Raw genomic sequence first — 22547 nt, forward strand, 5'->3', positions numbered from 1 at the left:
CATGCCCGAGAGATCGGCGCTTCCGGGATCGTCATTCCCGAATCGGATCGTTCCGGCTCGGACTGGCAAGCCGCGCGGAAGGCTCCGCGCCGCGCGCCCGGTCCGTCCTACTGGGTGAGGCGAGCGAGCTTCAGCGCCTGATCGAACATCGCGTTCAGGGCGGCGGTGATGTCGGCCGGCGAGTTGGCGGTGCGGAAGTAGCTCGGCCCGGAGGCGCAGTCCTGGAGGGGCGTCGCAAGCGATGGGCTGAACCCGTTGACCCGGTTGTTCTCCCAGGCGATGTATCCGCTGTTGTTGGTGAAGACGATCTGGTTGTACGGGATATAGAGAACCGAGATCGTCGCGCCGGCGGCCTTCAGGGCATCACAGTTCTTCGCGTCGATTTGGGACGGCTGCGACCCGTCCCACCAAGCATCGGCATAGCCCGGGAACTTCGAGGGATTGCCCGGGTAGGCGTATTTTCCGTTCGACATGACGTAGTAGTGCTGCCCGTTCTGCATCCCGTCGGTGACGAGGAACACGAACGGCTTGCGGCTCGTGCTGGTCGATCCGTCGCCGAAGCCGTTCAGGCCGACGATGCCTTTCATCTGCGGCAAGGCGACCTCGAAATGGGTGCCGCCCGCGCCGGTGCCGGTGGTCGGGTCGCCGGGCGAATTGAGCTGCGTCGTCCCCGTATCGAGGAGATTGGTGAGGGCGAGCGGCCAAGTCATCCCGCACTGAGCCGCCGTATTCAGGGTATTCACATCGCTGCTGAGGCTCGCGAGAGTCGCCAGCTGATTGACGAACGGATAGATGCCGATCCGGTACTGATTTGGTACCACGGGGGCCGCGGCCCGCTTCAGCAGCGCGCAGACGGCATTGTTCACCGCGTCCGAGCGAAGCTGGATCTTGCCCGCCGCCAGGTTCCATCCGTTGAAGCCGTTGTAATGGCAGGCGAACTGGCAGCCTTGCTGGTAGTCGTCGTAATTATCTTTATTATCTTTGGCGAGCTGCGTCATGCCGCTCGCCGTCGTCGGCAGGCCCATCGAGCCCGACACATCGACCATCAGGTAGAAATCGAGGTAGCTCGGCAGGTCGGCGGACGCCTTGGACGTGTTGGTGACCGTGGTGGTCGGGACCCTGAACAACTTCGCGAAGCTGTTCTGGACGATCGCCGTGTAGGTCACGGCGGCGGTGACCGTCTGGCCCGAGATGTCGACGGCCGGCGTCGCCAGCGTCACGCTCGACAGCGGCACGCTGCCGGTATTGACCTTGAAGGTGTTGACGGCCTGTGCCACCCCCGCGGCTCTCGCCTTGTCGAGGACGCCGCTCTGCGACGAGTTGGCGGCGACGTAGGCCTTGGCCGTCACCACGGCGGCGAGCGCCGACGCATCCGCCGCCCGGTCGAGCCGCGCGCGGTTGGTGATCGCCATGCCGTAATCGACTCCGAGCCCGACGAGGCCGACGATCGGGATCAGGCTGAGCCCGAAGATGATGCCGATACCGCCGTCGCGGTCCCGCATCAGCGATGCCAGCGCCGCGACCAGCCGGGATGCGCGAGTCAGGGACATTTCGTGGCGATTCCGTCGTTGCCGGTGGTGTCGTAGTCGATCAGCGGGGCGTAGCGCGGCTGGATGTAGGCCGAACGCTTGATGTCGAACGAGGGCAGGTACCGCGCCCCGAAGGTCGGCGTGAAGGTGAACACCGCGTCGATCACCACCACCGAGGCGGGACCGTAGAGGGAGCGCGGCAGGGTCGTCGGGGTCGCGGCCGCATTGTTGTCGGCCGGGATCAGCGCCGCGCCGCAGCGCCGGTAGAGCGGTCCGCTCGCCGGCTGCGTCGTGCCGGTGCTGGTCCACACCACGTTGGCGCTGTAGCAGGCGCTCTGATCGGTCGGGTCCGCGCAGGTCGCGGCGGTCGGCTTGAACTGGATGCTGGCGTAGTTGATCGTGATGACCTGCCACCACTGCCTGCCCTGGCGTCTGCCCTCGCTCATCAGGAACGGGAACAGCACCAGCGACGCGTCGTAGCTGAAGTGCAGATCCCCCTGGTTGACCAGGCCGTTGACCGTGCTGTTGTCGGTGGGGGGCGGGGCCTGCGAGATCATCTGGCTGATCGACCGCACCACCAGATCGACCTTGCGCGACGCGTTGACGTAGGCGACGAGCTGGATGCCCCCGAGCAGCAGCGCGAGGAGCATCGGCAGGACCAGCGCGAGCTCGGTGGCGGCGAGCCCGTCATCGGCCGGGCGGAAGCGCCGGATCCGGGTGAGGAGCGCAGGCCGCATCATGGCTATTGGTACTGCTCGACGCGGAAGGCGGCCGTCGAGATCAGCAGGTAGGCCGCCTTGCCCTTGTAGGTCGTGGTGGCGTCGAGCCAGCCGGTCACGAAGGGCGGCAGGAGGGTGATCGGGTAGATGACCTGCAGGTACTGGTACTCGCCCCGTGTGCCGAGGGTGAACTGGCCGCTGCCCGGCGTCAGGGCCGGCAGCGCCAGGCCGCTCATGTCGGACTTGGCGTAGGCGTAGTAGCCCGGATTCCCGGGCGGCACTCTATACAGGTTGACGATGACGTCGCTGCACGACATGGCCCCGGGCAGGAAGCCGCAGAGCGCCTGCGTGAAACTCGCCAGGCTCGCGGTCGGGGTCTTCTGGGTCGTGCCGATGAGGACCTGCCGCGACGCCTGCTCGGTCGCGTAGTCGAGCTTCTGGCCGAAATACAGGATCTGGGCCACGGTCATCGTGCCCACGAGGAAGGCGATGAACAGCAGGCCGACCAGGCCGAACTCGACGGCCGTCGATCCCTTCTCGTCGCAGATGAAAGCACGCACGCATCGCATGCGGCCAACGTTGCGTCAGCGGGTTAAGATCCGGATAAGCCGTGACACGAGACTGCGGGGCTTCACCGTTACACCGGGCGACGCGCGGCCGCTCGCTTAATCGCGGGTTAGCCCGCCCGCCGAAAGCCGCTTCCGTCCGGGGATCGGCACCCGGTCATCCCGCATGGGATGCCGACGCCCAGCGATCCTCGCACTCAGGGATCCTCGCATTCAGGGGTCCTTGGCGATCGCCTCGATGTCGCGGTCGACGCCGCTCTCGACCTTGAAGTCCTGGGTGTAGACCTTGCCGTCGTGGCGGGCGATCAGCTGGTACTCGCCGTCCGCCAGGGTCACCTGCGGGAAGGCGCCGATCGCCTCGCGGATCGTGTCGCCGCCCGGCGTCAGCACGCTGAAGGCGGTGCCGGCGAAGGCCTCGGTGCCGGGGGATGCGACGAGCTTCAGGGTCACGGTGGCGGCGCGGTGGTTGAGGGTCGCGTCGGTGAGGCGCCCGTTCTCCACCTTCAGGTCGGCGCGCTGGATCGCGTTGGAATCGCCCCAGGTCGAGACGACGTGGTAGGTGCCCTCGGGCAGGCGCACCACCTCGCCGGTCTTGACGCCGTCGCGCACGAGCCGCCCCTCCGGGTTGTTGCCGATCGGCACGAAGACCGCGAAGGCGAGCTGGCCGCCCGGAATCTTCGCCTCGCCGACTGCGCCGGAGAGGCGCAGGGCCCCGGCATTGACGGTGAGCTGGTCGCTCAAAGCCCCCGAATTCAGGGTCACGCGCTTCGAGGTGCTGACGAAGCCGTAGGTCACGTTGGCGAGGTAGCTGCCCGGCGGTAGCCGGAAGGTCGGTTGCGCCTCCTCGGAGCGGGCCAGCACCACGGGCTTGCCGCCCTCCGGACGGTCCTCGTAGATCCGCCAGGTCAGGCCGCCGCGCAGGGGCTTGGCCTCGCTGGTCAAGACCGCCCGCAGGGACAGGCTGGCCTCGGCGGGGGCCGGCGCCGGGGACGGCCCCTGCGTCACGCCCTGCGGCGCGACACCCTGTACCCCGCCCGGAAGCGGAGCCGGCGCTTGAGCGAGGGGAGCCTGGGCGAGAGCAGGACTCGCCGCGAGGCAAGCACTCGACGCGAGCGCGAGCGCCAGGCCTTTACCGAACCGCCGTCTCGCCCGCGTCATCGTCCCTCGCCAGCAATTCGCTCGCCGCCGCCACCAGGTTGTCGACCGAGAGCGGCCGGAACCGGAACTCGACCACGTGCTTGCCGGCCGGCACCTCGACCCCGCGGAAGAGCAGGTTGGTGCGCAGGATCGGGCGGCGCTCACCGTCCACCCGCGCCTGCCAGCCGGGATAGAAGATGTCGTGCAGCACCAGCACGCTGTCGCGGTCGGTCTCGACCTCCACGGTGACGACATTGCGGCGATAGGCGAGAATGGTCGCCGTGCCCGTCGCGGCGGTCACCGGCGCGGCCGGGTCCTTGAGGCCGAACCCGCCCTTGATCTTCGGCACGCTGTCCTGGTCGACCAGCGCCGTCTCGTTGCCCTCGAACTCGGGCAATTCATCCTGGTTGAGCACGCTCTCGGAATCGACCGGGACGAGGCGGGTCGCCAGGTAGGCCCGGGGCTTGGCCGGGTCGAGGCGGTAGATCCACATCTCGCCCGAGCCGTAGAGGAGCTTCGCGCCGGTCAGCTGCGGGAAGTGCCGCGGCAGCCGCTCGGCCGGCCGGTCGAGGACGAGGTATTCGAGGCCGAGCAGGCTCGCGAGCCGCGAGCGGTAGCCGCGGAACAGGCCGGGAAACTGGCGCAGGTTCGGGTCGGCGGCGTTCTCGCCGGGGCCGACGGCGCGCTCGTAATCGGCGAGCCGCAGGGGGTTGTAGCCGATCGTGTCCTCGAGCCCGAGCACCATCGAGGCGTTCTGCCAGGCGCCGCCGAGGCCCAGGATCTCGACCCGCGGATGTTCGCCCTTGGCGTGGCGGGCGTCGAGCTCGGCCTTGAGCAGCGTCAGGCCCTGGAGCTGCTCGGGCGGCAGCTTCTGGAACACCGCGTAGCGGCCCGCCGGCTCGGCGTTGAGGGAATTGCCGGCGTTGCGCCAGACGAGCTCCGCCCCGAGCAGCGCGACGAGGCAGGAGGCGACCAGCGCCCGCCGGCCGGGGGTCGCCCACAGCATCGCCACCACCGCGGCGAGCGCGATGCCGGCGCCGATCAGGCCGTCGCGCAGCGCGTCCGGCAGGTGGTGGGCCTTGGCCGCGTAGGTGTAGGACACGAAGAGGATGCCACTGACGGCCGCGAGCGCGAGAGCCGGCAGGGCGAGGCGGACTGCGCGGGCGAGGCCGACGGCGCCCGACCGGAGCCGGGGCGCCCCCTCCGTGACGTAGCGGTGGACGAGGTAGCCGGCGGTGAGCGAGAGCCCGATATTGATGACGAAGGTGGCGTCGGCGGGTCGGCGGTAGAGGTCGACGCCGGGGAAATGGTCGAAGATGGGCGCGAAGAGCGGGGTGTAGCGCCCGAGCGCGTAGAGCGTGGCGGCGCCGAGCACGACGACCGGATAGCGGATCTCCCGCGCGGCCAGCCGCCCGCCGGCGAGGCCGTGCCACAGGATCAGCAGGGCCGGCAGGGTCCCGGCGAAGAGGTAGTTCACCGCCCGGTCGGTCCAGGTGTTGCCGTCCATCGATTTCCAGTCCGGACCCCAGTAATCGTAGGTCCAGCGCAGGGAGCCGAACACGTCGGCGAAGAGCGCGGTGGCGAAGCTCGAGGGCGGCAGCGAGCCCATGATGGCCGCGCCGTAGCCGAATGACGGCCGGGTCGAGGTCATCAGGAACTGCATGGTGAGGAGCGAGGGCACGGCGAGCAGCGCCCCGCCGACCACCGCCATCACGGCGAGCACGCCGATCCGCGCCCGCAGGTAGGCGAACGGCGCCGGCGCCGTGAGCACCGCGTGGACCGCGACGCCGATCAGGCTCAGGCCGCACAGGAAGGCCACCTGGTCGCGCCCCACCGTCATCACGGCGGCCACCACCGCGAAGGCGAGCCCGAAGGCGTAGGAGCGGCGGGCGAGGGCCTCCTCCAGGAGCCACCAGGCCAGCGGCACGAAGCCGTAGGAGATGATCATGCCGGTGTGCTGCAGCCGGGCCGAGGCCGAGCCGCCGAGCACGAACACCATCGCGGCCGCGACCGCGCCGGCGGCGTGCCAGCCGCGGCGGCGGAAGAGAAGCAGCGTCGCGACCGCTCCGGGAATCAGGTGGGCGAACACCACCGCGTCGAACAGCTCCATCGACGGCGAGGGGTCGAGCCACGCGAAGAGCAGCATCGTCGGGGTGAAGAGGAGCGATTGCGGATCCGCGACCGAGGGGTGCCCGGCGAAGTGGTAGGGGTTCCACAGCGGCAATTCGCCGTTCGCGAGCGCCGCGCCGAGGTAGCGCAGCATCGGATAGAAGTGGTTCTTGGAGTCCCACGGCACCACCGCGCCGTGAAGCGGCCACACCGCCGCCGCGGCGGCCCAGAACAGCAGCACGGCGGCGAGCGCCAGCCAGAAATCCCGGGCACTCCAGGGATGGGCGAGACCGTTGCGGGTAGGGGATGCGGGGGAGCGCGTCATGGTGCGGTCGGCGTCCTCGGCCCCGGTTCGCCCGGCGCCCGGCTTCACGTCGCGCCCGGACATGGCCGTCCGGGGCGGAATGGTGCTTAAAGGGAGCATCGGGGCGCCAGGATGGCAGCCTGTCGTCTCCGTCCGTCCGCTATAGCTCAAGCCACTGAAGCCGAGATGAACGCAATCCTCGACCTTCTCCGTACCCGCCGCTCGGTCGCGCCGGCCCAGCTCGCCGGCCCCGGCCCGTCCCCCGAGGAGCTGGACGCCATCCTCGCCGTCGCGTCCCGCGTGCCGGACCACGGCAAGCTCGCGCCCTGGCGCTTCATCGTGATCGAGGGCGAGGGCCAGACCCGCATCGGCCGCGTGGTGGCCGAGGCCTACCGGGCCGACCACCCGGAGGCCGACGACAAGCGGCTCGCCCTCGAGGCCGGGCGCCTGGCCCAGGCGCCGCTCGTGATCGCCGTGGTGTCGCGGGCCGGCCCGCACGTGAAGATCCCCGACTGGGAGCAGGTGCTCTCGGCCGGCGCCGTCTGCATGAACCTCATCGTGGCGGCCAACGGTCTCGGCTTCCGCACCGCCTGGCTCACCGAGTGGATGGCCTATGACCGCCGGGTGCTCGACGCGCTGGGCCTCGACCCGGCCGAGCGGCTGGCGGGCTTCGTCCATGTCGGCCGGGCCGAGCAGGTCCCGCCCGACCGGCCGCGGCCGGCGTTGCCTGAGATCGTGACGCGGTACTGAGCGGCGGCGGGCTGGCGCCGCGGCCGGCGGATGCTCTACTGGGCGGCGGACGGTCCGCGTCGGCGGGCCGCCCGTTCTCCAGAGACGCCCCGGGACCGCCGATGCATTACGACGCCGAGACCCGCCCCCTGAAGCACAACCCGTTCAAGGCCCTGGTGGCGCCACGCCCGATCGGCTGGGTCAGCGCGCTCAGTGCTTCAGGACAGCTGAACCTCTCGCCCTACTCGTTCTTCAACGGGGTCGGGGACAGTCCCGAGATGGTGATGTTCTCCTCCTACGGCCGCAAGGACGCGCTGACCTTCGCGGAGGAGGGCGGCGAGTTCGTCTGCAGCCTCGCGACCTTCGACCTGCGCGAGGGGATGAACCAATCCTCGGCGCCGCTGCCGCGCGGCGAGAGCGAGTTCGACTTCGCGAACCTCGCCACCGCGCCCTCGCGCAAGGTGCGCCCGCCGCGGGTGGCGGACGCCCCCGCCGCCCTCGAATGCAAATGGCTCCAGACCATCCCGCTCGTCCCGGCCGAGGGCGGGGAGGCGGCCTACTTCATGGTGATCGGCCAGGTGGTGTCGATGTACATCGACGACCGCTTCGTGACGCCGGAGGGCCGGGTCGATACCGGGGCGATGCGGCCGATCATGCGCGGCGGCTACTTCGACTACTTCACGGTCGAATCCGAGAACCGCTTCGAGATGCGCCGGCCGGCGGGCGGGGGGGACGCGCCGAAGCGGTGAGGGCGGGGGCTTCGCGCGAGCAATACCGTTTGGAGAAATGACAAGGTGCGCTCCCCTCTCCCATACGGCAGGGTTGTCTGGGGGAAACAAAATCGCGCGGGCTTTTCCCCCTCCCCCCTCTGCGGGGGAGGGTGCCCGGCGGAGCCGGGCGGGAGAGGGGCAGCGCGACGCTGCTTCAGGTGGCGCGCGTCATGAAGCGCGCGACTTCTCCGGAAGCGGCGTCCCCTCTCCCGGCCTGCTCCGCAGGCCACCCTCCCCCGCAGAGGGGGGAGGGAAAAGGCTGCGCCATTTCTTTCCCCGGACAGCCCTGCCCATACGGGAGAGGGGATCCCGCGCCAAACCTTACGCGGGGTTTTGCGCGAATATCCCAACACCGCAGATGGGAAGACAAGGCGGCGAGCTCGCTCGATGACTCTGGTGCCCCAACGACCGGTTCTCACTGTGTCGCAACGAGGTGCGGCGTTCCGGTCGGCTCCCGTGCTATCGTCTCGCGTGGCGACAGCGAAGAGCCCACCGATGCAAGCTCCCGACGAGACGATCACTGTCACCCTGACGTCCCAGCAGCTCCGCGCCGTGCACGAGAGCGTCGCGGCCGGCGAGTACGCCTCCGTCAGCGACACGCTGCGCGATGCGGTGCGTCTCTGGCAGCGCCAGCGCGAGGAGCATGCCGAGCGCCTGAACGCCATCCGCGCCCGCATCCGCCGCTCGCTGGACGACCCCCGCCCCGACCTGACGCTCGAACAGGTCGACGCCCACCTGGAAGAACTCTTCGCCGAGGCCGAACGGGAGAGCCGGTTCTCCTGAGCTCGCCCGGCGAGGGCGTGAGCCGCGGTGGGCGGTACGGAGAATGCCGCGCGGGACACACCCGCCCGCCCCCGCTTCAATCTTCCTTTACCATAACCCCAGCATCCTGAAGCCCGAGAGAGAGCCGGCCCGCGCCTTGCGGTGCCGCTCCACCGGGCCGCCATGTTCCTGTTCAGCAACACGCCGTCGCAAGGGACTGCCAGCCAGGGCGCCGCCCAGGGCACCGGCCGCGCCGCCGCCTCGGGCAACCCGGTGATCGACGCGATCCGCCAGGGCGCCGAGAAGACCGGCGCCGCCTTCGACTACCTGCTCTCGACGGCGCAGCGCGAATCGAGCCTCAACCCGAGCGCCAAGGCCGGCACGTCCTCGGCCACCGGCCTGTTCCAGTTCATCGAGCAGACCTGGCTCGGGGTGATGAAGCAGGATGGCCCCTCGCTCGGCCTCGGCTCCTACGCCGAGGCGATCAGCGCCCGCTCGTCGGGCGGCTACACGGTGAGCGATCCGGCCGCCCGGCAGGCGATCCTCGATCTGCGGCGCGACCCGGAGGTCGCCTCAGCGATGGCCGGCGCACTGACCCGCCGCAACGCCGACGCCCTCTCGGACGCCCTCGGCCGCGAGCCGAACCGGGCCGACCTCTACGCCGCCCACCTCCTCGGCGTGCGCGGGGCGCTGACCCTGATCCGGGCCGCCGAGGGCGCGCCGGGACGCTCCGCCGCCGCCGACCTGCCGGAGGCCGCCGCCGGCAATCGCGGCCTGTTCTACGACCGCACCGGCCGGGCCCGCAGCGCCTCCGAGCTCTACGCCGTGCTCGGCACCAGCCCGGGCGTCCCGTCGGCGACCGCGACGCTCACCGCGCAGGCCACCGCGCCGACCGCCTACGCGCCCGAGGCGGGCAGCGGCCTGCGCTCGCTGTTCCAGACCGATGCCCGCCGGGGACCCGTCTCCGACAGCGTCGCCAAGCTGTGGGGCAGCCGGGGCAGCGGCGTGGCGGCGCCGAGCTACTTCCCGCGCTCGAGCGACGGGCCGGTGGTCGCCGCCGCGATGCCCGCGCCGTCGCCGGGCGCGCCGGCCGGGATCCCGGATACCCTCCGGGACACGATCCAGGATCCGGTTCAAGACCCCGCGGCGACCGGCGTGCCCCTGCCGCCGGCCCGGCCGCGGGAATTCGGCGGGCGCACCCGAGCCGCTGTCACGCCCTCCTCGATCCAGTCCTGAAGACAACCCGTCACGGAGCCGCGCCGATGATCATCCGCCAGTTCCTGCTCTGGACGCAGCACGAATCCGCCGGCCGCCGCGCCGAGGCGGCCTCGGCGCTCGCCCGGGCCTACCTCTACGCCAAGCTCGACCCGGCGGCGCGCTGGGAGGCGAAGACCGCCATCACGGCGCTCCTCGACGATCCCTCGCCGCTGGTGCGGCGGGCGCTCGCCGAGGCCTGCGCCAACGCCGCGGAGGCACCCCGGACCCTGGTGGTGGCGCTCGCCCAGGACCAGGCGGAGATCGCCGGTCTGGTGCTCGCCCGCTCGCCCGTCCTGTCGGATGCCGACCTCGTCGATTGCGCCGCCGTCGGCGACGAATCGGGCCGGGTCGCCATCGCCGGGCGGCCCCACCTCTCGGCCATGCTGTGTGGGGCGCTCGCGGAGATCGCCGGCGCGCGGGCGCTCGCGGCGCTCGCCGCCAATCCGGGCGCCGAGATCACCCGCGGCAGCCTCCTGCGGATGGTCGAGCGCCACGGCGAGGACGCCGCCCTCCGCGAGGCCCTGCTCGCCCGGGCCGACCTGCCCCTCGACGTGCGCCAGGCGGTGACCGCCCGCCTCGCCAGCGCCCTGTCGGCCTTCGTGAGCGGCTGCGGCTGGCTCTCGCGCGAGCGCAGCGAGCGGGTGACCCGGGAGGCGCGCGAGCGCGCGACGCTCGGGCTCGCCGAAGGCTCGGACCGGGCTGACCTGCGCCGCCTCGTCGCGCATCTGCGCGCCGCCGCCCAGCTCACCCCCGGGCTGATCCTGCGGGCGATGCTGTCGGGCCGGATGGCCTTCACCGAGGCGGCGCTGACCGAACTCTCGGGCCTGTCGGCCGAGCGGGTGGCGGGGCTGCTGCACGATCCGCGCGGCAGCGGCATGGCGGCGCTCTACCGCCGGGCCGGCCTGCCGCCCGCCCTCGAACCCGCCTTCGCGGCGGCGATGTCCGCCTGGCACGAGGAGGCGAGCGGCTTCTCCGAGAGCACCGGCTCCGGCCTGTCGCGGCGGATGATCGAGCGGGCGGTGACCGCCTGCGAGCGCCTGCCCTTCGCCGATGCCCACGCCATCGTCGCGCTGCTCAACCGCTTCGACGCCGAGGCGGCCCGTGACGAGGCCCGGGTGCTCGCCCGCGCCCTCGCGAGCGAGGCCGCCACCGACACGGCGACCGGACCCGCGCGGGAGACGATTCCCGCCGGCCTGATCGCCAGCTACCGCCGCGACCGGCCGCGCCTCGCGGCGTGAGGGCCGGTCGAGGGGGCCGGCCGGCTTGGAACACTCACTGTCATCCCGGGGCCGCGAAAGCGGAACCCGGGATCCATAACCGCCGAGGCTTCAGGAAGAGGCGGGAGCCTTCCCGCCCGATCTTGCACCGTCAGCGGTTATGGATCCCGGGTTCTCGACTGCGTCGAGCCCCGGGATGACCCGGAGGGAATCATCGGAGGAGGGGGCTCGATCGACCGGCGCGACCGATCGGGCAGCCTCCGGACGCCGTCAGCGCCCGGCCGCCCGCCGGTCGGCGCACATCACCGCCGCGGCAAGGTAGCCGGCAAGCGAGACCATCACGGATTGGGTGTAGATCGGTCGAACGAAATGCGCGGAAACGCTCATCGATTCCTCCCGATTCGGGTTGCGCATCTTGCTTACGACGTCGTGCGGTGCAGCGACAAGTATTTGTTGCAGAGAATTTTATCCTTAAACCAGCGGGATTAAGGCCCGGGTGTTCTTTCGTGGTCTCGGTATGGCGAAGCGAAGGGCCGCGCACCCAGCGGGGCGCACTCGATTGGGAGGCCTGGAACATCGTGACATCATCGCGCGGTCTTCCGCCGCGCCGCGGCCTAACGGTTAACTTGGCGAGGCGGCGGCGCGGAGAGCGTAAGAGACGCGCCCCTTCCCGAACCGAGCGTCACCGATGAGCCATGGCTGGGACGAATCCGCCGCCGCCTGGATCGCCGACATGGGCGAGGGGGGCGATTTCGGCCGCGCCTGCGTGCTCGATGCGCCGATGCTGGCGCGGATCCGCGGCCGCGGCTTCCGCCGCGCCCTCGATGTCGGCTGCGGCGAGGGCCGCTTCTGCCGCATGGTGCAGGATCACGGGGTCGAGACGGTCGGCATCGATCCCACCGACGCCCTGCTGCGGCAGGCTCGGGCCCGCGATCCGGCGGGAGTCTATCTCCCGGGCCGCGCCGAGGCGCTGCCCTTCGCGGACGGCGCCTTCGACCTCGTCGTCAGCTACCTCACGCTGATCGACATCCCGGATATCCGCGCGGCGATTCCCGAGATGGCCCGCGTTCTGGCGCCGGGCGGCACACTCCTGATCGCCAACCTGACGAGCTTTTGCACCGCCGGCGGCTGGACCGAAGATCCCGACGGCGTCCGCCGCTTCCGGATCGACGATTACCTGGAGGAGCGGGCCGAGTGGGCGGCGTGGCACGGCATCCGGGTGAACAACTGGCACCGGCCGCTCTCGCTCTATATGAATCTTCTGCTCGAGCAGGGGCTGGCGCTGCGCCACTTCGACGAGCCGGCGCCGCAGGGCGGCGATCCGGCGAAGGTCGCGCGCTACCGGCGGGTGCCGTGGTTCGTGGTGATGGAGTGGGCGAAGCCGGCAGGCTGACGGCACCCGCCGGGAAGCAGGATGTTCATGCCGGCTTCCAACCCGCAGGGTCATCCCGGGGCTCGGCGCAGCCGAGAACCCGGGATCCATAACCGCTGACGGCGCAGAACCCGGTTTGACGCGTTCCGCATTTTTCCTGAACTGTCAGCGGTTATGGATTCCGGGTTCCGCTTTCGCGGCCCCGGAATGACGTCGGAGAACGTCAAGACTGTCGCGCAGGGCCGTCAATGGGCGGGTCGATCACCCCCCGAGCCGCGCCAGCCGGTCGAGCAGCGCCCGGTCGTGCAGCAGCACCATCTTCTCCTTGGCGTTGAGCCAGCCCGCCGCCTCGTCGATGGTCTCGGCCTCGACCACCTTGGCCTGGGCCATGACGTGGTCGGGTTGGGGCGCGCCGCGGGGGCGGGGCTCGGCCGGAGGCAGGAAGGCGAGGTGGCCGGCCTGGAGGTCGGGATCGGCGTGGAGTGCGCGCACTCCGTCGGCGTCGTCGAAGCCCAGAGCCGCGTTGCGCGCCTCGATCGCCCTGGCGGCGACCGCGATCGCCGGGGGCTCCCGCTCCTCGGGCGTCATCAAGAGGCCGGCGCGCTTGAGGGCGAGGCCCAGCGCCAATTGCCCGCTCGCCCAGGAGATCGGGATCGCCAGGACGAGGCCGAGGATGGTGGGCGACATCCACAGGAACAGCGAGGTCGCGATGGCGAAGGCCGAGATGCCGGCCACCAGCCCCAGGATGGTGTGCCAGCGGTGCCGGCGCACGATGTCCGAGAGCGGGATCGAGCCGTCGTCGCGCCGCTGCGGGTTCCAGCCGGCATCGCGCCGGAGCAGGATCTGGATCACCGAGCCCGATTGCACCAGCATCGCGATCGGGGCGATCAGCGCCGAGAGCAGGGTCTCGATCAGGGCCGAGAGCACGAGGCGCAAGGCCCCGCCGCTCGCGCGCCGCACCGTCCGGTCGAGAAGGCCGAGGATCAGCCCGAACAGCTTCGGGGCGAGCAGGATCGCCATCGTGATCCCGAAGAGCTGGAGCGCGCGCACGGGGTCGAAGCGCGGCCAGACCGGGTAGAGGCGGAACTCGGTCGAAAAGTATTCGGGGCGGATGTAGGCGGTCTGGAGGGCCAGCGCGATACCGACCACGAGCTGCGCCGCCCAGAGCGGCGAGGCGAGGTAGCCGGCGATGCCGGTGGCGAAGTGCTGGCGCGAGGCGAGCTTGAGCCCCGCCGTGCCGATGATGCGGCTGTGCTGGAGGTTGCCCTGCGCCCAGCGCCGGTCGCGGATCGCGACGTCGATCAGCGAGGGCGGGCTCTCCTCGTAGGAGCCCTGGAGTTCGGGGAGCATGTAGACGCTCCAGCCGGCGCGCCGGATCAGGGCCGCCTCGACGAAGTCGTGGCTGAGCACGTGGCCGCCGAAGGGCGGTTTTCCGGAGAGGTCCGGCAGGCCGCAATGGTCGGCGAAGGCCTTGGTGCGGATGATCGCGTTGTGGCCCCAGTAATTGCCGTCGCGGCCGGACCACAGGGCGAGGCCGGTGGCGATGACCGGGCCGTAGATCCGGGCCGCGAATTGCTGCACCCGGGCGAACAGGGTGTTGCGGTTGATGATCAAGGGCAGCGACTGGATGATGCCGGAATCCGGGTCCGCCTCCATGGCGCGGGCGAGCGTCACCACGCACTCGCCGCTCATCAGGCTGTCGGCGTCGAGGACCAGCATGTGGTCGTAATGGCCGCCCCAGCGGGTGACGAAGTCGGCGATGTTGCCGGCCTTGCGGTGATGGTTCTTCTGCCGGTGGCGGTAATACAGGCGCGCGCCCTCGCCGAGGCGCTCGCGCAAGGAGAGATAGGCCCGCTCCTCGGCGATCCAGGCATCGGCCTGGGTCGAGTCGGACAGGATCCAGTAATCGAAGGCCGCGCCCTCGCCCGTCGCCTCGATCGAGTCGCGGATCGCCTCGACCGCCGCGAAGGTGCGGGCGGTGGCCTCGTTGTAGACCGGCATCACCACGGCGGTGCGGGTGGTGAGCGGCGTGGGATTCACCTCCGGCCGGCGCCGGCGCAAGAGTGCCAGGAAGCCCAGCAGCCCCGAGGTGAAGGCGAGCGCGATCCACGAGAAGTTGAGGGTGAACAGCGCGAGCAGCAGCCATTGCAGCCAGGTGGTCGAGCCGGCGACAGACACGACCTCGTACATCTGCACGGCGCCGTAGACCGTCAGCGCGAGGCCGCCGCCGAACACGAAGGCGCGGGCCCCCCAGGGCGCCCGGCGGCCGGGGACCGTGTGCTCCTGCGCCTCCGACCAGGCGTTCAGATCCTGCACCGGCATGGCGAGGGGCGATTCCTCCGGCACCGCGGGCGCGACCGCGAGGGGACGGGCATCGCGGCGGAGGCTGTCCGGGTCTTGAGCGAGAGTCATTTGGACGAGGGTCACGGGGTCCACCGATACAGCCATGTCTCACTGACGGGTTTGTCGCCGGCCTTGACGACGAGGCGCAGCTCGCAGGACGTGTCGTTGCCCGGATCGAGCTCGAATACCGCCCGCACGGTCTTGCGCTCGGGGTACGGGTAGACCCGCTGGCGGGCGATGCTGCCGGGCGCGGTGTGGAGCGCGATCTGCAGCGCGTTCGGGTCGATGCCGTCGGCGAACGGCGCCTCGCCGGTGAAGTCGACGAGGAAGAGCCGGCGCTTTCCGCCCGCGCCCTTGCCGACCCTCGTGCCGGAGCAGGCGGCGAGCGGGGGCGCGCCCGGCACGCTCCAGCACCAGAACTGGCGGTAGCTGAAGGCGATCTCCTTGGCGACCGGGTCCTTGGGCCGCCAGTAGGTCAGGATGTTCTCGTTGACCTCGGATTCGCTCGGGATCTCGATCAGCTGCACCGCGCCGGCGCCCCAGCCGTGCTGCGGCACGCCCGGCCCCCAGCTGCCGAGCGGCTCGACCCACAGGCTCGGGCGCTTCTCCCAGCGCTGCACGTCGTCCTGGTAGTCGGCATAGGCGCGGGCGCGCTGGATCAGCCCGAAGCCCTTCGGGTCCTGGTCCATGAAGGCGGAGATCTGCAAGGTCTCCGGGTTCTGCACCGGGCGCCAGATCGCCTCGCCCCAGCCGTTGCGGATCTGGAGCCCGTCGACCTCGTGGGCGGCGGGGCGGGCGTCGTCGGCGCCGCGGTGGTCGGTCGGCCCGAAGAGGTAGGCGCCGGTCATGCCGGCGATGCCGACATGCTCCAGGGTCGTGCGTGGGCAGACCGTCGCCTCGACGTCGACGATGGTGGCCTCGCCCGGCCGCAGGGTCATGCGGAGCGCCGCGGTGGCCGATTCGGAATCGACCAGCGCGTGGATCACGATCTGCCCGGTGCCGGCGCCGGGCCGCTCGAGCCAGAAGGCGCGGAACAGCGGGAATTCCTCACCCTTCGCCTCGGCCGGCTTCAGGGTCAGGGCGCGGGCGGTGACGCCGTAGCTCTGGCCGGCGGCGAGCGCGCGGAAGAACGAGGCGCCCTGGAAGATCGCGCAGTCGGACGGGGCGGCGCCGTTGAAGCTGGCATAGAGCCGGAAGCCCGAGAAGCCGAGGTCGCGCCCCTCCTCCGGGGGAGCCAGCTTGCCGAAGGTGAAGCGGTTGCGGTCGTAGGACAGGCGCCGCACCACCCCGTCCTCGACCGCGTGCAGGGCCACCGGCGTGGTGAAGACGAAGCCGCGGTGCAGCGGCTCGACCACGAAGCCGCGGCCCTCGCCGGCCCAGAGCAGGGCGGAGGGTTGCGCCCTGACGCCGATATACTGCTCGTAGGTGAGGCTCTTGAACGGGTCGGGCAGGTCGTTCGCCGGGGCAGCAAAGGGCTTCTTCGCCAGCGCGCGGGCGAGCTCGACCACCTGGCCGGGATCGAAACGCTGCCCGTCCGACAGCGGTGCCGGCTCCGCCGGCTGCGCGCCCGCCGCGCCGGTCGCGGCGAGGCCGCCGGCGAGCGCCAGCACGGCGCGTCGGTCGAGGGCTGTGCGAGGGGGCTGAGCGGGGGGAGGCTGCATCATCGTGGGGAGAGGAACCGTGCCGGATTCGGAGGGGCGCCGGCCGTTTACCACGATCCGGAATGAACCGGGGGTTAAGAATCGCGTCTCACACGCCGCAACGTCAGCGATGCGGGTCGAGACGCCGCGCGCTTGCCGATCCGGGGCGATCGGCTAGACGGTTGCGCCATGCAGGGACCACCCGTCCCGAGACGATGACAGGCCGCCGATGACCGCCACGCAGAAGCCCACCGGGACGTCCGAGCCCGCAGGGACCCGCTCCCTCCTCGCCGTCGTGCTCGCCGCCGGCAAGGGCACGCGGATGCGCTCCGACCTGCCCAAGGTGCTCCACCCCATCGCCGGCCGGCCGATGCTCGCCCACGTGCTCGCCTCGGTGGCGGAAGCCGGCGCGGGGCGCCTCGCCGTGGTGGTCGAGCCCGGCCGCGACGACGTCGCCCGGGTGGTGGCGGATTTTCCCGGCGCCGAGACCTTCTCGCAAGCCGAGCGCCTCGGCACCGCCCACGCGGTGCTGGCGGCCCGCCGCGCGCTCGCCGAGGGCGCCGACGACGTGGTGGTGGCCTTCGGCGACACGCCGCTGATCGCGCCGGAAACCTATGCCCGCCTGCGTGCGCCGCTCGGCCAGGGCGCCGCGGTCGCGGTGCTGGCCTTCGAGAGCCCGGATCCCACCGGCTACGGCCGGGTGCTGGTCGAGGGCGGCCGGGTGACGGCGATCCGCGAGGAGAAGGACGCGAGCGAGGCCGAGCGCCGCGTCACCCTGTGCAATGCCGGGCTGATGGCGCTCTCGGGCGCCCACGCCCTCGGGATCCTCGAGCGGATCGGCAACGCCAACGCGGCGGGCGAGTACTACCTGCCCGACGCCGTCGCGCTCGCGGTCGCGGACGGCCTCACCGTCGCGGTGGTGCCGGTGGCGGAAGCCGAGGCGCAGGGCGTCAACGACCGGGTGCAGCTGGCGGCCGCCGAGGCCGCGGTACAGGGCACGTTGCGCCGGCGCGCGATGCTCGCCGGCGCCACCCTGATCGCCCCCGAGACGGTCTTCTTCAGCCACGACACCGCGCTCGGCCGCGACGTGGTGGTGGAGCCCCACGTGGTGTTCGGCCCCGGCGTCGTCGTCGGCGATCGTTGTACCATCCACGCCTTCTCGCACCTGGAGCGGGCTCGCCTCGCCGCCGGCGTGCAGGTCGGCCCCTATGCCCGCCTGCGCCCCGGCGCGGTGCTGGAGGAGGGCACCCGGATCGGCAACTTCGTCGAGGTGAAGAACGCCGCGATCAAGGCCGGCGCCAAGGTCAACCACCTCTCCTACGTGGGCGACGCCGAGGTAGGGGAGGGCGCCAATCTCGGGGCCGGCACCATCACCTGCAACTACGACGGCGTGAACAAGCACCGCACGGTGATCGGCGCCGGCGCCTTCGTCGGCTCGAACTCGGCGCTCGTCGCGCCGGTCACGGTCGGGGCCGGCGCCTTCGTGGGCTCCGGCTCGGTCATCACCGACGACGTGCCGCCCGGCACGCTCGCGATCGGCCGCGGCCGGCAGGTGATCAAGGCCGGCTGGGCGAAGCCGACGAAGAACTGAAAGATCAGTTCGTTGTCGTAGACGAACCTTTGATCCTCCGGGTCATTCCGGGGCCGAGTGAGCAGAGCCCGGAATCCAGAACCTCGGTTCGTTCCGGAAGAAGCGAACAGCGGCCCACCTTTTTCTGAACGACCTGCGTTTCTGGATCCCGGGTTCCGCTTACGCGGCCCCGGGATGACCCTGCGAGGTGGAAGCGTCGTCGTCCACTCATCCGTTCCCAACTGCCGCAACACGCCTCACACGTGAACCGATCCGTCGTCGGGGTCGCGGCGGCCGGCGCGCAGGCCCGCCGCGAGGAGCCAGGCGTAGAACGCGGCCACGCCCGCGAGCACGAGCCAGCCCGGCAGCGGCCCGAGGCCCGCCCCGGCCAGGATCTCGGGGATCCCGTGCGTGGTCTCGGCGACGCTCGCCGGGCCTCCCGCCTGGCCTCCCGCCTGGCCTCCCACTTCCTGGAGCCGGGCCGAGGTGATCTTCAGCACCCAGGCGAGCAGCAGGATCGCGAACATCCAGCCGTAATTGCGCCGCAGCCGCCGGCCGAAGGCCTCGCGCAGGCTGATGTGGAACATCGGGTGGCGCAGGTCGTCGGCGAGCAGCCGGGTCCAACCGGGATCGGGCGTCCTCGGGTCGGGCGCGCCGGGCCTGGGCGCGGTTCCGGGGGCGAAGACCTCGGCGTAGTAGTGCCGCTCGAGCTGGCGCACCCGGGTGCGGTAGACGTCGAAGAAGCGGTAGCGCCGCGCCTCGATGCTGAGCAGCAGCATCACCAGCAGCATGCAGAACAGCAGCACGCCGTGATGCGCCGTCGGCGTCGAGAGCGAGACCGAGAGCATCGCGGCGATGACGGTGATCGCCCAGTTCGTGGTGCGGTCGATCCGGTCGCGCCAGCCGGCCATCCGGGCGATCTCGGCCCGGTGGTAATGGGCCAGCACCGTGATGGTCTCGGAGGGCGTCTTCGGGAACGGGAGCGCGACGGCCTCCGTCGGTGCGGCGATCATGGCGGGCCTCCCCCGGCCGGGCCTCTTCACCGTGTGGGCCCGGAAGCCGGCATCATGGCGCAGAATCCGGCGGGACCGGAAGGCGCCTCGCGGCGGCACCATGGTCTCATCGCCCCGTAGTCCTTCGGGCGCGATTGATCTATGGCGAGGTCGAAGGGGGCGGCGCGTCCCCGGAGATTTCAAGCGATGCGGCGCGTCGAGGACCGTCCCCACGAAGACCCGCCCGGCGCGCCCGAGGCCGCGGCTTTGGCCGAGCTGATCGCCCGGGTGGCAGCGGGACGGCAGGACGCGCTCCGAACGCTCTACGACCGCACCGCCCCGAAACTTTTCGGCCTCGTCCTGCGTATCGTCCGGGACCGGGGCGCCGCCGAGGACGTGCTGCAGGATTGCTACCTGCGGGTCTGGCAGAAGGCGGCGGGCTACGCCCCGGAGGCGGGACAGCCGATGGCCTGGCTCGCCGCGATCGCGCGCCACCGCGCCATCGACTGGGTGCGGCGGAGAAGCGAGGTTCCGATGCCGGCGGGCGACGACGAGGATGACGACTGGCTCGCCCGCGTCGCCGATCCCCGGGACAGCGAGGCGGAGTTCCTGAGCCGCGACGCGCTCCTCGCCTGCCTCGAACGGCTCGAGCCGGTGCAGCGCGACTGCGTGGTGCAGGCCTATTGCGAGGGCCTGTCGCGGGAGGAACTGGCCGTGCGCCACGACCGGCCGGTCAACACCGTGAAGACCTGGCTGCATCGCGGGCTCGCCTCGCTGCGCGGCTGCCTGGACGAGGCCGCATGAGCGCCCCCGATATGAGCGCCCCCGACGAGACCGACCTGCGGGCCGCCGAATACGTGCTCGGCACCCTGAGCATGGCCGAGCGCGAGGCCTACCGGCGCGAGCGCGCCGGCTCTCCGGCGCTCCAGGCGGCCGAGTGGGCCTGGGAGGCGCGTCTCGCCCCCCTGGCCGGGGCCGTGCCGGAGGTCGCGCCGCCGCCCGGCGCCTGGGCGGGCATCGCCGCCCGCCTACCGGGCGAGGCGCCGCGGCCCTCCGTCGTCGACCTGCGCCCGGCGCTCCGGCGCTGGCGCCGCGCCGCGCTCGCCGCGGGGGCGCTCGCCGCCGGCCTCGCCCTGTTCATCGCGGTTGAGCGCCTCGCGTCCGGGATTCTCCTCCCCGGTGTTCTCTCGCCCGAGGCGTCGCAGTACCTCGCAGTGGTGAACCGGGGCGGCGAGCTGCCGGCCCTGGTGGTGCGGGTCGATCCGCGGGCCGGCACGGTCCAGGTCCGGTCGCTCGCCGCCGAGGCGCCCCGCGACCGCAGCCTCGAACTCTGGGTGGTTCCGGCGGCGGGCGCCCCGCGCTCGCTCGGCCTCGTCCGGGCCGAGGCCGGCAGCCGGCTCCCCCTGCCGGCGGCCGACCGGGCCGTCCTCGACGGGGCGAGTCTCGCCGTCTCGGTCGAGCCCCCGGGCGGTTCGCCCTCGGGCGCCCCGACCGGGCCGGTGGTCTATTCCGGCCGTCTGGTACGGGAATAGGACGGTAGAAATATCACGCTCGACGCAGACAGGCGCGAAAAAATCGCGCCCGGCCTGAAACTTTCCTCGCCGCCCCGCCGTACCGGCCCTCGACCCCGACGAGAGCGGGGCCGACACGAGAGACGGGACGACACCCCATGACGATCCGGACCCACGCCCGCACCCTGGTCCTGGCGCTCGCCCTGGCGACCGCCGCCGGGGCCGCTGAGGCCAAGAACCCGATGGTCGGCGGCGCGCCGATGTACGCCTCGAAGTCGATCGTCGAGAACGCGGTCAACTCGAAGGACCACACCACCCTGGTCGCCGCCGTGAAGGCCGCCGGCCTCGTCGACACCCTGGCCGGCCCCGGCCCGTTCACGGTGTTCGCCCCCACCAACGCCGCCTTCGCCAAGCTGCCGGCCGGCACGGTCGAGTCCCTGGTCCAGCCGCAGAACAAGCCGACGCTGACCAAGATCCTGACCTACCACGTCGTGCCCGGCACCTACACGGCCAAGGACCTGATGGGGCTGGTCAAGCAGGGCGGCGGCCAGGCCGAACTGAAGACCGCCGCCGGCGGGACCCTGACGGTGATGCAGAAGGGCAAGCGGCTGTTCGTGGCCGACGACAAGGGCAACACGGCGCGGGTGACGATCGGCAACGTGATGCAGTCGAACGGCGTCATCCACGTCATCGACACCGTGATGATGCCCTGAAGGCATCCGGCCGGGCGGGTCGGCCTTCGGGCCACCCGCACACGGTCCGTCAACCCTGCCACGACCCCGCGGCGAACCTTGGCCGTCACAAACCGTTACGCAAGTTGACTCGCCGGATCGCCGGCCGGTCCGGTAGAAGCGCTGCGAGCGTGGCAGGTGCGGTGCGGCAGGAATTCTGCCGCAATGCCCTGCATAACGGCCGGGGCGTCCCGCAGCGGGACACTCTGCGAGCGAGACGTGAGGCGGTGAGCATGTGCGGGATCGTGGGTATCGTCGGCCGGAATGCCGTGGCGGGACAGGTGGTCGACGCGCTGCGCCGGCTCGAATATCGCGGCTACGATTCTGCCGGCATCGCCACCCTGGAAGCCGGCCGGCTGGAGCGCCGCCGCGCCGAGGGCAAGCTGTCGAACCTCCAGCTCAAGCTGCTGCAGAACCCGCTCGCCGGGGCGATCGGCATCGGCCACACCCGCTGGGCCACCCACGGCCGGCCGAACGAGACCAACGCCCACCCGCACGCCACCGAGCGCCTCGCGGTGGTGCATAACGGCATCATCGAGAATTTTCGCGAACTGAAGGCCGAACTCGCCGCCGAGGGCTGCGTCTTCGAGACCGAGACCGACACCGAGGTGGTGGCCCAACTCGTCAGCCACCTGATGCGCCAGGGCCTTAAGCCCCTCTCCGCCGTCGAGGCGGCCCTGCCGCGCCTGCGCGGCGCCTTCGCCCTCGCCTTCCTGTTCGCCGGCGAGGAGGACTTTTTGATCGGCGCCCGCCACGGCGCGCCGCTCGCGGTCGGCTTCGGCGACGGCGAGACCTATCTCGGCTCCGACGCGCTCGCCCTCGCCCCCTTCACCGACGAGATCACCTATCTCGACGAAGGCGACTGGACCATCCTGACCCGCGACGGTGCCGAGATCCGCGACGTCGCCGGCAACGTCGTCGCCCGCCCGCGCCAGAGGATCGCCACCCAGGCCTTCCTGGTCGACAAGGGCAATTACCGCCACTTCATGGCCAAGGAGATCTACGAGCAGCCGGAGGTGGTGGGCCGCACCTTCGCCCACTACGTCGACCTGGCGGCGGGCCGGGTCGCCCTGCCGGAGGCCTTGCCCTTCGACTTCGCCAAGCTCGGCCGGATCTCGATCACCGCCTGCGGCACCGCCTACTATGCCGGCCTCGTCGCCAAGTACTGGTTCGAGACGCTGGCGCGCCTTCCGGTCGAGATCGACGTCGCCTCCGAGACCCGCTACCGCGAGCCGCCGCTGGAGAAGGACGGGCTGACGATCGTCATCTCGCAATCGGGCGAGACCGCC

Annotated in this window: 19 protein-coding genes; 11 read left to right on the plus strand and 8 right to left on the minus strand. The window is 71.4% G+C overall.

Going from position 1 to position 22547, the window contains the following annotated elements; all coding sequences use genetic code 11:
• Positions 1-107: 107 nt before the first annotated feature.
• From BM430_RS28530 to BM430_RS28550, 5 genes are all read right to left on the minus strand, one after another.
• Complete coding sequence (locus BM430_RS28530) at positions 108-1550, minus strand: TadE/TadG family type IV pilus assembly protein (protein ID WP_093570613.1); 1443 nt, start codon at positions 1548-1550, stop codon at positions 108-110.
• Positions 1541-2269: a TadE/TadG family type IV pilus assembly protein gene (locus tag BM430_RS28535; RefSeq protein WP_244539698.1), complete on the minus strand. Its 729-nt coding sequence runs from the start codon at positions 2267-2269 to the stop codon at positions 1541-1543. Before BM430_RS28535 ends, BM430_RS28530 begins: the two co-directional genes overlap by 10 nt.
• A gap of 2 nt (positions 2270-2271) precedes the next feature.
• Positions 2272-2817, minus strand: a complete 546-nt coding sequence (locus BM430_RS28540; protein WP_093570614.1) for a TadE/TadG family type IV pilus assembly protein — start codon at positions 2815-2817, stop codon at positions 2272-2274.
• A gap of 210 nt (positions 2818-3027) precedes the next feature.
• Positions 3028-3972, minus strand: a complete 945-nt coding sequence (locus tag BM430_RS28545) for a hypothetical protein (RefSeq protein WP_177303199.1) — start codon at positions 3970-3972, stop codon at positions 3028-3030.
• The gene (locus tag BM430_RS28550; protein WP_244539699.1) at positions 3944-6448 is read right to left on the minus strand and encodes a YfhO family protein; all 2505 of its coding nucleotides are present in this window, start codon (positions 6446-6448) and stop codon (positions 3944-3946) included. The genes BM430_RS28545 and BM430_RS28550 overlap by 29 nt, the downstream gene beginning before the upstream one ends.
• A gap of 102 nt (positions 6449-6550) precedes the next feature.
• Here BM430_RS28550 and BM430_RS28555 point away from each other — a divergent pair, with 102 nt between their 5' ends.
• From BM430_RS28555 to BM430_RS28580, 6 genes are all read left to right on the plus strand, one after another.
• The gene (locus tag BM430_RS28555; RefSeq protein WP_093570615.1) at positions 6551-7114 is read left to right on the plus strand and encodes a nitroreductase family protein; all 564 of its coding nucleotides are present in this window, start codon (positions 6551-6553) and stop codon (positions 7112-7114) included.
• Positions 7115-7215: 101 nt separating this feature from the next.
• The gene (locus tag BM430_RS28560) at positions 7216-7842 is read left to right on the plus strand and encodes a flavin reductase family protein (protein WP_093570616.1); all 627 of its coding nucleotides are present in this window, start codon (positions 7216-7218) and stop codon (positions 7840-7842) included.
• A 516-nt stretch (positions 7843-8358) separates the two neighbouring features.
• The gene (locus BM430_RS28565) at positions 8359-8646 is read left to right on the plus strand and encodes a ribbon-helix-helix domain-containing protein (protein ID WP_093570617.1); all 288 of its coding nucleotides are present in this window, start codon (positions 8359-8361) and stop codon (positions 8644-8646) included.
• A gap of 162 nt (positions 8647-8808) precedes the next feature.
• Positions 8809-9861 carry a transglycosylase SLT domain-containing protein gene (locus BM430_RS28570; RefSeq protein WP_093570632.1) on the plus strand — a complete coding sequence of 351 codons (1053 nt, stop codon included), beginning with the start codon at positions 8809-8811 and terminating at the stop codon, positions 9859-9861.
• Positions 9862-9887: 26 nt separating this feature from the next.
• Positions 9888-11120 (plus strand): DUF2336 domain-containing protein, encoded by a 1233-nt coding sequence (locus BM430_RS28575; RefSeq protein WP_093570618.1) that lies wholly within the window; start codon positions 9888-9890, stop codon positions 11118-11120.
• A gap of 667 nt (positions 11121-11787) precedes the next feature.
• Positions 11788-12492 carry a class I SAM-dependent methyltransferase gene (locus BM430_RS28580; protein ID WP_093570619.1) on the plus strand — a complete coding sequence of 235 codons (705 nt, stop codon included), beginning with the start codon at positions 11788-11790 and terminating at the stop codon, positions 12490-12492.
• A 240-nt stretch (positions 12493-12732) separates the two neighbouring features.
• Here BM430_RS28580 and mdoH read toward each other — a convergent pair whose 3' ends face one another.
• Entirely contained in the window at positions 12733-14883 is a 2151-nt protein-coding gene (gene mdoH / locus BM430_RS28585; RefSeq protein ID WP_093570633.1) for a glucans biosynthesis glucosyltransferase MdoH, read from the minus strand.
• An 11-nt stretch (positions 14884-14894) separates the two neighbouring features.
• On the minus strand, positions 14895-16478 hold the full coding sequence (locus tag BM430_RS28590) for an OpgD/OpgG family glucan biosynthesis protein (RefSeq protein WP_093570620.1): 1584 nt from the start codon (positions 16476-16478) through the stop codon (positions 14895-14897).
• 205 nt (positions 16479-16683) lie between these two features.
• Between BM430_RS28590 and glmU the strand changes: the two genes are divergently transcribed.
• Positions 16684-18045 carry a bifunctional UDP-N-acetylglucosamine diphosphorylase/glucosamine-1-phosphate N-acetyltransferase GlmU gene (glmU, locus tag BM430_RS28595; protein ID WP_093570621.1) on the plus strand — a complete coding sequence of 454 codons (1362 nt, stop codon included), beginning with the start codon at positions 16684-16686 and terminating at the stop codon, positions 18043-18045.
• Between the two features lie 236 nt (positions 18046-18281).
• Here the strand turns inward: glmU and BM430_RS28600 are convergent, their stop codons facing one another.
• Complete coding sequence (locus BM430_RS28600; protein ID WP_093570622.1) at positions 18282-19037, minus strand: DUF2270 domain-containing protein; 756 nt, start codon at positions 19035-19037, stop codon at positions 18282-18284.
• A 186-nt stretch (positions 19038-19223) separates the two neighbouring features.
• Between BM430_RS28600 and BM430_RS28605 the strand changes: the two genes are divergently transcribed.
• The 4 genes from BM430_RS28605 to glmS form a co-directional block, all read left to right on the plus strand.
• On the plus strand, positions 19224-19820 hold the full coding sequence (locus tag BM430_RS28605) for a sigma-70 family RNA polymerase sigma factor (protein WP_093570623.1): 597 nt from the start codon (positions 19224-19226) through the stop codon (positions 19818-19820).
• Entirely contained in the window at positions 19817-20548 is a 732-nt protein-coding gene (locus BM430_RS28610) for an anti-sigma factor (RefSeq protein ID WP_093570624.1), read from the plus strand. Before BM430_RS28605 ends, BM430_RS28610 begins: the two co-directional genes overlap by 4 nt.
• Before the next feature lie 137 nt (positions 20549-20685).
• Entirely contained in the window at positions 20686-21240 is a 555-nt protein-coding gene (locus tag BM430_RS28615) for a fasciclin domain-containing protein (RefSeq protein WP_093570625.1), read from the plus strand.
• 251 nt (positions 21241-21491) lie between these two features.
• Positions 21492-22547 (plus strand): glutamine--fructose-6-phosphate transaminase (isomerizing) (gene glmS / locus BM430_RS28620; RefSeq protein ID WP_093570626.1); only part of this gene is annotated, 1056 nt, incomplete at its 3' end.

The sequence above is a fragment of the Methylobacterium sp. 174MFSha1.1 genome (assembly GCF_900116815.1).
In the GTDB taxonomy this organism is placed as follows: Bacteria; Pseudomonadota; Alphaproteobacteria; order Rhizobiales; family Beijerinckiaceae; genus Methylobacterium.

Excerpts from the sequence above, each read along its gene's own strand:
- BM430_RS28570 (WP_093570632.1), top strand. The coding sequence starts at position 8,809 with ATGTTCCTGTTCAGCAACACGCCGTCGCAAGGGACTGCCAGCCAGGGC.
- glmU (WP_093570621.1), top strand. The coding sequence starts at position 16,684 with ATGACCGCCACGCAGAAGCCCACCGGGACGTCCGAGCCCGCAGGGACC.
- BM430_RS28540 (WP_093570614.1), bottom strand. The coding sequence starts at position 2,817 with ATGCGATGCGTGCGTGCTTTCATCTGCGACGAGAAGGGATCGACGGCC.
- BM430_RS28550 (WP_244539699.1), bottom strand. The coding sequence starts at position 6,448 with ATGTCCGGGCGCGACGTGAAGCCGGGCGCCGGGCGAACCGGGGCCGAG.
- BM430_RS28615 (WP_093570625.1), top strand. The coding sequence starts at position 20,686 with ATGACGATCCGGACCCACGCCCGCACCCTGGTCCTGGCGCTCGCCCTG.
- BM430_RS28605 (WP_093570623.1), top strand. The coding sequence starts at position 19,224 with ATGCGGCGCGTCGAGGACCGTCCCCACGAAGACCCGCCCGGCGCGCCC.
- BM430_RS28535 (WP_244539698.1), bottom strand. The coding sequence starts at position 2,269 with ATGATGCGGCCTGCGCTCCTCACCCGGATCCGGCGCTTCCGCCCGGCC.
- BM430_RS28545 (WP_177303199.1), bottom strand. The coding sequence starts at position 3,972 with ATGACGCGGGCGAGACGGCGGTTCGGTAAAGGCCTGGCGCTCGCGCTC.
- BM430_RS28530 (WP_093570613.1), bottom strand. The coding sequence starts at position 1,550 with ATGTCCCTGACTCGCGCATCCCGGCTGGTCGCGGCGCTGGCATCGCTG.
- mdoH (WP_093570633.1), bottom strand. The coding sequence starts at position 14,883 with ATGACTCTCGCTCAAGACCCGGACAGCCTCCGCCGCGATGCCCGTCCC.
- BM430_RS28600 (WP_093570622.1), bottom strand. The coding sequence starts at position 19,037 with ATGATCGCCGCACCGACGGAGGCCGTCGCGCTCCCGTTCCCGAAGACG.
- BM430_RS28610 (WP_093570624.1), top strand. The coding sequence starts at position 19,817 with ATGAGCGCCCCCGATATGAGCGCCCCCGACGAGACCGACCTGCGGGCC.
- BM430_RS28565 (WP_093570617.1), top strand. The coding sequence starts at position 8,359 with ATGCAAGCTCCCGACGAGACGATCACTGTCACCCTGACGTCCCAGCAG.
- BM430_RS28575 (WP_093570618.1), top strand. The coding sequence starts at position 9,888 with ATGATCATCCGCCAGTTCCTGCTCTGGACGCAGCACGAATCCGCCGGC.
- BM430_RS28590 (WP_093570620.1), bottom strand. The coding sequence starts at position 16,478 with ATGATGCAGCCTCCCCCCGCTCAGCCCCCTCGCACAGCCCTCGACCGA.
- BM430_RS28580 (WP_093570619.1), top strand. The coding sequence starts at position 11,788 with ATGAGCCATGGCTGGGACGAATCCGCCGCCGCCTGGATCGCCGACATG.
- BM430_RS28560 (WP_093570616.1), top strand. The coding sequence starts at position 7,216 with ATGCATTACGACGCCGAGACCCGCCCCCTGAAGCACAACCCGTTCAAG.
- BM430_RS28555 (WP_093570615.1), top strand. The coding sequence starts at position 6,551 with ATGAACGCAATCCTCGACCTTCTCCGTACCCGCCGCTCGGTCGCGCCG.